The following is an 8,235-nucleotide window of genomic DNA, read 5'->3' on the forward strand; positions in this document are numbered from 1 at the left end:
TTACGTTGGGGCAAAATGCTATAATCATCCAAAGTTTTTTAGGCGCGCTATTGAGCGATGATGTATTTAGCCATAATCCATTTAGCGATGGTCAGGCAAAGCTGTTGAAGAAGGTTAAGCTGTGTTGAAAGCAAGTGATGGGATGGGTTGTATGATGGGTCATAAGGTGCGTACCAATGTCAATGCGCAATCATCAGCCATCAGCGCTTTGTTAATTGCCTTGGTCAGTATATCGGGTGCGACCTTAACTGCCTGTAGTCCGTCATCGACGCCGCCATCCCAAACGTCACAATCGGCTTCGACCACCGCTTCGAGCGCTAATGGCAATGATGCCAGTAATACCAATGCGACCCCAAATGCAAGTATTGCGAGTACAACTCCAGCAGTGCCCAATCAACTCACGATTTACACCTCCATTGACAAAGCGGCCCTTGAGCCGTTATTAACTAGCTATGCTAGGCAAATCAATGTGCCGATTCATATCGTGCAAGATGAACCAATGTCAATTTTGGCACGGTTAAAAGCAGAGGGTGCCAATAGCCCTGCGGATGTGATTTTGACTGAAGATGCGGGTATTTTTAGTACCGCAGTCGAAGAAGGGTTGTTACAACCCTTTAATGCCGAAAAAGCAGTGGCGCATGTCCCAGAGCGTTACCGTGATCCTGATGGCAATTGGATTGCGTTATCTAGCTACGCGCGTACCGCAGTGTATGATAGTCGTGTACTCCATACCAATGATATCTCAAGCTATGCCGACTTGTCTAAACTAAAATGGTCACAAAAACTGTGCCTAAGCCAAGGCAAATATATCCCTAATCAGTCACTGGTGGTCAATCTCATCAATAATCTAGGCGATAAACGCACCCAAGAAGTGATGCAAGGTTGGCTTGCCAATCTAAGTGTCCCTGTGCTGCTGGATGACAGTGAAGTGCTAAAGGCCATAGAAAGCGGTAAATGCCAAATCGGTCTGGTCAACAGCAACCACTACGGACGCTATCTACAAGCGCATCCCGATACCCCGATTAAAATCAAATGGATCAATAAGGGCTACGGCGGCGTCAGTACCAACATCACAGGGGTTGCCATTCCCCATGCCGCCAAGCATACCGAGTTGGCGCTGGGGCTGATTGAATGGCTGGCTGCCAAAGATCAGCAATCACTGTATGCCAGTTTAAGTAACACCTTTCCAATTGACCCCAATGCCGAAGCCTCAGTATTACTCAAGTCTTGGGGGGATATCGAAGTCAGCCCGATACCTGTCAGACTGTATGGCGAAAGACAAGCGTTGGCAGTCGATTCAATGCAGCAAGCGGGTTATTACTAATTAGCTTTGCTCACCAAAAAATGCAAATAACGCCCTAGCCATTTATATGGGTCTTGTCCGCTATAGGCGACTTCCATATCAATCACCGCTTGTGGATTGGTATGTCCACCACGCTTGAGCGGTGAGTAATCATGAAACACCCGTAACCCTGAGGTATGCAAGATTTGGTAATGATGGTCGCCAATCCAAGCAATCACCTCATCTTTTGCCACCGGGTGATTGGGGGTCAAACTGCCATTATCGGCTTTAAAATCTTTATTATGTAGTAGATTAAAATTGCCCATCACCAAGTTACGATACACAAAGCTGGCAGGGTTATAAAAACACAGCGATAGCACCCCTTTTTCAGCGCCATCATCGACAAGCCACCTATCAAAAAAATCCATAATCAGTTTGGGCTCAGCCAACCACTCAAGCACCGCATGGCACAGAATCAAATCGTATTTGCCCGTTAATTTATCATCCAATTGCTGATAGGGGCAGGTATGCCAAGTGATATTTTGTGCTGCCTCGCCTGCATTTTGTTTGGCAATCTCAAGAATATTGGCAGAGATGTCATTGATGGTGACATCATGACCGTCTTTGGCAAGCTCGATACTGATTTGCGCCAAGCCTGCACCAACATCCAACATGCGAAGGGGTCGGGTGTGTGTCTGTTGCCATGACTTTACCCAGCCAAAAATATCATGGCGCAGCACGGCAAGGCGAATTTCACCTTTTAAGCCGCCGTATATTTTTTTTTCAAAATGCGCGCTGATGTCATCAAAATTGCGGTCTTGGTTCATCATACAAGATTTTTCAATCCGCGTTGTTTTTCGCGTTGATAATCACGCTCTTTTAAGGTGGCGCGTTTATCGTGCAGTTTTTTACCCTTAGCAAGGGCAATTTCGCATTTGACGCGTCCATGACTCCAGTACACTTTGAGCGCCACACAGGTATGACCTTTTTGGTTGACCATGCCAAAGAGCCTATCAATCTCGCGGCGGTGTAGTAGCAGCTTACGGGTGCGAAGGGGGTCAGCAACAATGTGAGTCGATGCCGATAGCAACGGCTGAATGTGCGCGCCAAACAAAAAGGCTTCACCATCTCTAAAAATCACATAGCTTTCGGTGATACGCATTTTACCCGCACGGATGGATTTGACTTCCCAGCCGAGTAGCTCAAGCCCCGCTTCAAAGCTTTCTTCAATAAAATACTCGTGACGCGCTTTTTTGTTGCTAGCAATCAGGCTAGGCATTTTTGGTTTTTTAGTCATTTAGGTTTCCTTGCTGCAACATCGCGGACGTACCCAATGCTGCACAGCGTGTGTTAATCATCTTATTGTAATAATCTTATTACAACAATCGTGTTGCCATAAATCAGTATGACAAGCCGTTTAATATGGCGATAAATCCCAATAAATCAATTCATAGATTTCGATTATTAAATTTAAGTTTTTGATTGCTAGGCGTTACCCTAATTTTTCATTAAGCTTTGGGTAAAATGCTGCAAAGCTGTCATGATAACACGCTAAACACAAATTGATAGTGAGATTTGATTGTTAATTGGGGTCAAATTTTGCTAGGATTAGCAACAAACTAGCAATCTTTGTTTTAGCCGTATTGTTAGCGCCAAATAGCGCATTATTTATCATAAAGAGACAGCCATGTCAGCAGCCAGCCAGCCACTTGCCACCCCTTATACTAAAATTATCTATCCGGGTACATTTGACCCGATTACCAAAGGGCACCTTGATTTGATTAAACGCGCTTGCCGCCTGTTTGATGAGGTGATTGTCGCAGTGGCGATTGGGCATCATAAAAAACCGCTATTTACTTTAGAGGAACGGATTGGATTGGTAGAAAAAGCCTGTCATGATAAAGATTTGAGCAATATATCTGTGATTGGCTTTGATGGGTTGTTGGTGGATTTGGCAAAAAATCAACAAGCCACCGGTGTACTGCGTGGACTACGGGCAATGTCAGATTTTGAGTATGAATTTCAGCTCGCCAATCTCAATCGTGAACTAGACCCAAATTTTGAAGCGGTGTTTTTGACCCCATCGCAGCAATATTCTTTTATCTCCTCAACGCTGGTGCGCGAAATTGGCAAATTAGAGGGTGATGTGAGTAAATTTGTACCGCCATGTGTCGAAGAGGCGTTTGAACGAAAAAAACAACAGGGTTGGTAAGTCGTGGTAAAATAAACGTTTCTTGGTAAATGTTTTAAAAGCTATGGCATTAATAATCACTGATGAATGTATCAACTGCGATGTCTGCGAGCCCCTTTGCCCCAACGATGCGATTTATGTGGGCGAGTTGATTTATGAGATTGACCCTGCGCTGTGCACCGAGTGTGTCGGTCATTTTGATGAGCCGCAGTGTTCGCTGTTTTGTCCTGTACCTGATTGTATCCCAAAAGATCCCAACTATCTAGAGACGCCAGCGCAGTTGCTGCTCAAATTTGAGCGCATCACCCAAACTAAAACCAGTCAATAAATTTTCACAACTGCTATTTTCACAGCGTCGATTTTTAACAACGCTATTGTAGATAAGGAATGTCTATGCCCGCCAATAAAGCAGAACTGAGTGCTTTTCTGAAGCAATCTTTCCCCCAAGCCAACTGCCATATCGAATCGGTTGGTAACGGTCAAGCCATTGTATCCCATCCTATCGGTGATGATGAATTACGACCGGGTGGCACGGTATCAGGGCCTGTGATGATGAAAGTGGCCGATGTGGCGCTATATGTGGCTATTTTGGGTGAAATCGGTATCGTGCCATTGGCAGTGACTACCAATCTTAACGTGTCTTTTCTGCGAAAACCCTCTGCACAAGCCAACCTTATCGCCAAATGCCAGCTTATCAAAGTCGGGCGCACGCTTGCGGTAGGCGATGTATTGATTTATTCAGAAGGTGATGACAGACCTGTGGCGCATGCAGTCGGTACGTATGCGTTGCCTGCTGACCGTGACTAAATAGATAAAGCCTGCTATAATGCTTGCCTTGGCAGACCAGACGAACGCTGCTTGTCCCTGTTTACAGTGGGTAAGGGGAGGAAAGTCCGGGCTACACAGGGCAGAGTGCCAGCTAACGGCTGGGGGGCGTAAGCCTACGACAAGTGCAGCAGAGAGTAGACCGCCTTAGCAATAAGGTAAGGGTGAAAGGGTGGGGTAAGAGCCCACCGCATGACTGGTAACAGTTCATGGCAAGGTAAACTCCACTCGTAGCAAGACCAAATAGGTGTCCGTATGGCGTTGCCCGCGTTGGACACGGGTAGGTTGCTTGAGCGTATTGGTAACGATACGCCTAGATGAATGTTCGTCCTAGACAGAACCCGGCTTATCGGTTTGCCATGCTTATTTTAATCAGCCTATTGTTATCAATAGGTTTTTTATTTTTACGGGTGGCAATAATATCGTTTTAACTTCCTGATTATTACAAACCCTGATAGCTAGCTTAATTTCTCGATTTAGTAGATTTGACATTAGCCACTAACCTTGAAACGGCAGGGTGAAATTTCGAATACGCATAAAGCGTTTACTAAACAGTGATTTGATAGGTTTTTGCGGCGTGATGTAAGTGATTCTTTGCTCTGACATGATATCAATCAGCTTGACGACTTCTTGCATACACCAACTATAGACATCAAATGATTCGATAAAAGCATGGTGTTTAAAGAGATAGGAATGCTTGGATAAATCAAAACAACCCATAAACCAGTTGTCAAATACGGCGTTTGAAATATAGCCTTGACCAATGATTTTGATATGGGTGTGGCGATTATCTTGTTTTAAAGCATGCAGCAAGTTTACACATGCTAACTCATCGCCTTCATAATACTGAAAAAACTTACCGGCATCGTACAGCAAAAAACCAGTGATACCAGAGCGGGTATTATTTTTAATCGACTGGTTCAGAATGTGGGTAAACGTATGTTGATTTAACGCTGCAGTTAGCGTTATCTCACTACAATAAGCCATAAAGTATTTTTGCGACATCCCAATAGTCCTTGGTAAGTGGTACGTGAATATCAACTTCAAATAATTGCTATTATCCACTACAGCCGCTTGCAACATTATATAAATTTGCAAATTAAAATAGTCATGATAGTCAATATTAGAAAAAATACCAACTACATTTGTGTTGTAATACTAAAATATATCCTATCGTTGGTATAAAGATTAGCGCAACTGGGCGATTATTGTTGAGAGAGGTAATATTGCTAATAAGCACAATATTTGACCAATATCGTGAGCGAAAAAAAACCGCTTGAATCAGCGGTTTATTAAACCAAAAGCAACCCAAAAACATAAGTGACGCAAAAGCTACTTCAAGGATGGCGGCTAATGAGGGTGCCAACGCCTTTATCGGTAAAGACCTCTAGCAATGTCGCATGCGGGACACGACCATCGACAATCACCGCACTTTTTACCCCGTTTTTTACTGCTTCTAGGGCATAGCTGATTTTTGGAATCATACCGCCAGAGATAGTGCCATCGGCAATCATCTCATCAACTTTGGCAGGGGTAAGTCCAGTGGCAACATTGCCTTCTTTATCAAGCACCCCTTTGATGTTGGTGAGCAAAATCAGTTTTTCCGCGAGCATGAACTCAGCGACTTTCCCCGCCACCACATCGGCATTGATATTGTAAGTATTGCCTTCATCATCCACGCCAAGCGGTGCGATGACAGGAATAAAGTTAGAGGCAATCATCAAATCAATCACATCGCGATTGATGCTGACCACATCACCCACAAATCCCAAATCAATTTGTTGTTCGTTGCCTTGTTCATCCGTTTTGCTCATGGGTAATTTTTTAGCGCGAATGAGACTGGCATCTTTACCGGTTAAGCCAATAGCACGACCACCGTGTTTGTTGATGAGATTGACGATAGATTTGTTGACGCTACCACCAAGTACCATTTCCACCACATCCATGGTGGCTTTGTCGGTCACTCGCATGCCATCAATACGGTCAGAGCTGCGCCCCAATTCTTTAAGCAAGTTATCGACTTGTGGACCGCCGCCATGGACAACCACAGGATGAATGCCTACGGTTTTTAGCATGACGATATCTCTGGCAAAAGAACTCTCTAATATCGGATCAGTCATGGCATTGCCGCCGTATTTGACCACCATCACTTTACCTTCAAAACGCTGGATGTAGGGTAGTGCTTCGGTCAACACGTCAGCGGTATGCATGGCTTGCTCAAGATCTAATGCCATTTCAAATCCTTATATAATTTTGCTAGAGACGTTTTTTAAAATGCGATTTTACAAGCGGTGTTTATACAGGCTGAATTTGTGCGACTTGTTCGGCAAGGTTTTCATCAATCGTACGACATAAGTCAACAAAAATAGATTGAATATGCCGCAGCTCGGCGACGTCATTGGCAGAAAAACGCACGGTCAAAAAACTGCCCGTATTTGACTTGCGTAAAATACCAAATCCCTCCGCAAAATCCAAGCGTAACCCATCAATCGTATTGACATTTTTGACCGCAAATGAAGATTTTAACCGTTTAAACGGCTTTTTACCCAGTGCCGTGATACGAGCAATCACGGTTTGACCATAATGGTTATCCGCGATAGGTAGGTACATATCCGCCGTACTAATGCAAGTGGGCAAACTTGCTAGAATATCGTTAAGGCTGATAGGCTGATGGCTTAGCCAATTGAGCAAGCGGGCAGCCGCGTACATGGCGTCGTCATGTAGCACAAAATAGCCATCGTTAAAAATAAAATGCCCTGATAACTCACCTGCAAAAATCGCGTTGTCTGATTTGTTTTGTAGCGACTTTCGCATCAAGCTACTGCCAGTTTTGGTCATTATCGGGGCGGCGCCATGCGAAGCGATGAGATTGGGTACGTGATGCGAGCATTTGACATCAAAAATGACTTTTTTATCAGTTGATGTATACGTACTGGGCAATTCTTCAATGGCAATGCGAGAGAGTAGGTAAAGCAAATTGTCAGGGCTAATCATCTGACCCTGTGCATCAATTACCATCACCCGATCGCCATCGCCATCAAAAGCCAAGCCAATATCTGAGCCTGTAGCTTTGACTGTGTGAGCTAATTGTGTCAAGCGATTGGATTGCGTTGGGTCTGGGTTACCTTGGGGGAAATTGCCATCGGGGGAGGCGTTTAGCATGATGCAATAATAGCCAAGCTGGCTAAATAGAGCCTCTGCAAAATCACTGGTCGCACCATGCATACAGTCGATGACAATTTGCTGTGGGGCATGAAAATAGGTGGTCTGAGTGAGTTTGGCTTGATTGATGTGAGTAAAAGCCTGCTCGATAGCCTGGATATAAGCTGCAAAAAAATCCTTGGGCGTTGTATAAGTAGTTTGCCTGATGGCAGCAATAAGCCTGTCATCAGGCACAATGGCTTTGTAGCCAATTAAAGCCTCATAAAGCTGCTGCACATCATCACCGCTTGGCGACTCATGATTGATAAGCCATTTAATGCCATTGATATGTTTTTGCGAATGACTGGCGGTGACCATCAGCCCATTACCGGAAAATTGCTGAGCCATAAACGCCATCATCGGTGTGGTTGTCAATCCCAACCACTGCACTACTAGACCTGCTTGCTGGCAAGCATAGGCGATATATTTGGCAATTTCTTGGCTTTGGTGGCGAGCATCATAACCGATGATAACCGTCGGTTTGGGCGCCGCTAACGTTGGCGTTGTTGCTGTCGTTTGGTGAGCATAGACAAAAAGCTCGGCAAACGCCCTTGCCAATGACCAGACAAAATCATCAGTAAATAAGGTGACATCACCACGAATATCGTAAGATTTAAAAAGGGATTTTTGCGGAAAAAAAGGATGAATAAACAGAGTATTCATAAAAAAAACATCTAACTGACTGAAGTTACGCACCGCTAATAGCCTTAAGCTGGGCAAAAGCCGACTGATTAGC

At 44.5% G+C, this 8,235-nt stretch carries 9 protein-coding genes and 1 other RNA gene; 5 read left to right on the forward strand and 5 right to left on the reverse strand.

All coding sequences use genetic code 11. The annotated features are described in order from the left end of the window. The first annotated feature begins 121 nt into the window (after positions 1-121). Complete coding sequence (locus RTP55_RS08815) at positions 122-1,324, forward strand: extracellular solute-binding protein (RefSeq protein ID WP_312385624.1); 1,203 nt, start codon at positions 122-124, stop codon at positions 1,322-1,324. On the opposite strand, the gene RTP55_RS08820 is transcribed toward RTP55_RS08815, so the two are convergent. Together RTP55_RS08820 and smpB are read right to left on the reverse strand one after the other, a co-directional pair. Continuing rightward, a complete protein-coding gene (locus tag RTP55_RS08820; protein WP_203171596.1) occupies positions 1,321-2,112 on the reverse strand; it encodes a methyltransferase domain-containing protein in 792 nt (263 codons plus the stop codon). The two genes, RTP55_RS08815 and RTP55_RS08820, sit on opposite strands and share 4 nt — an antisense overlap. Beyond that, on the reverse strand, positions 2,109-2,579 hold the full coding sequence (gene smpB / locus RTP55_RS08825; RefSeq protein WP_203171597.1) for an SsrA-binding protein SmpB: 471 nt from the start codon (positions 2,577-2,579) through the stop codon (positions 2,109-2,111). Before smpB ends, RTP55_RS08820 begins: the two co-directional genes overlap by 4 nt. A 390-nt stretch (positions 2,580-2,969) precedes the next feature. Here smpB and coaD point away from each other — a divergent pair, with 390 nt between their 5' ends. From coaD to rnpB, 4 genes are all read left to right on the forward strand, one after another. Continuing rightward, positions 2,970-3,494, forward strand: a complete 525-nt coding sequence (gene coaD / locus RTP55_RS08830) for a pantetheine-phosphate adenylyltransferase (protein ID WP_007115443.1) — start codon at positions 2,970-2,972, stop codon at positions 3,492-3,494. A 43-nt stretch (positions 3,495-3,537) separates the two neighbouring features. Then, on the forward strand, positions 3,538-3,801 hold the full coding sequence (locus RTP55_RS08835) for a YfhL family 4Fe-4S dicluster ferredoxin (RefSeq protein WP_007115444.1): 264 nt from the start codon (positions 3,538-3,540) through the stop codon (positions 3,799-3,801). Positions 3,802-3,866: 65 nt separating this feature from the next. Next, on the forward strand, positions 3,867-4,280 hold the full coding sequence (locus tag RTP55_RS08840; protein ID WP_007115445.1) for a PaaI family thioesterase: 414 nt from the start codon (positions 3,867-3,869) through the stop codon (positions 4,278-4,280). Positions 4,281-4,308: 28 nt separating this feature from the next. Beyond that, positions 4,309-4,663, forward strand: an RNA gene (gene rnpB / locus RTP55_RS08845) — RNase P RNA component class A. Positions 4,664-4,796: 133 nt separating this feature from the next. Here rnpB and RTP55_RS08850 read toward each other — a convergent pair. The 3 genes from RTP55_RS08850 to RTP55_RS08860 form a co-directional block, all read right to left on the reverse strand. Continuing rightward, on the reverse strand, positions 4,797-5,303 hold the full coding sequence (locus tag RTP55_RS08850; protein ID WP_050324054.1) for a BLUF domain-containing protein: 507 nt from the start codon (positions 5,301-5,303) through the stop codon (positions 4,797-4,799). 332 nt (positions 5,304-5,635) lie between these two features. Beyond that, on the reverse strand, positions 5,636-6,532 hold the full coding sequence (gene argB / locus RTP55_RS08855; protein WP_076774514.1) for an acetylglutamate kinase: 897 nt from the start codon (positions 6,530-6,532) through the stop codon (positions 5,636-5,638). A gap of 61 nt (positions 6,533-6,593) precedes the next feature. Beyond that, the coding region (locus RTP55_RS08860) for a phosphomannomutase/phosphoglucomutase (protein WP_312385627.1) at positions 6,594-8,235 on the reverse strand (1,642 nt) is incomplete at its 5' end.

This window comes from Moraxella sp. CTOTU47579, from assembly GCF_032004885.1.
Lineage (GTDB): Bacteria > Pseudomonadota > Gammaproteobacteria > Pseudomonadales > Moraxellaceae > Faucicola > Faucicola tetraodonis.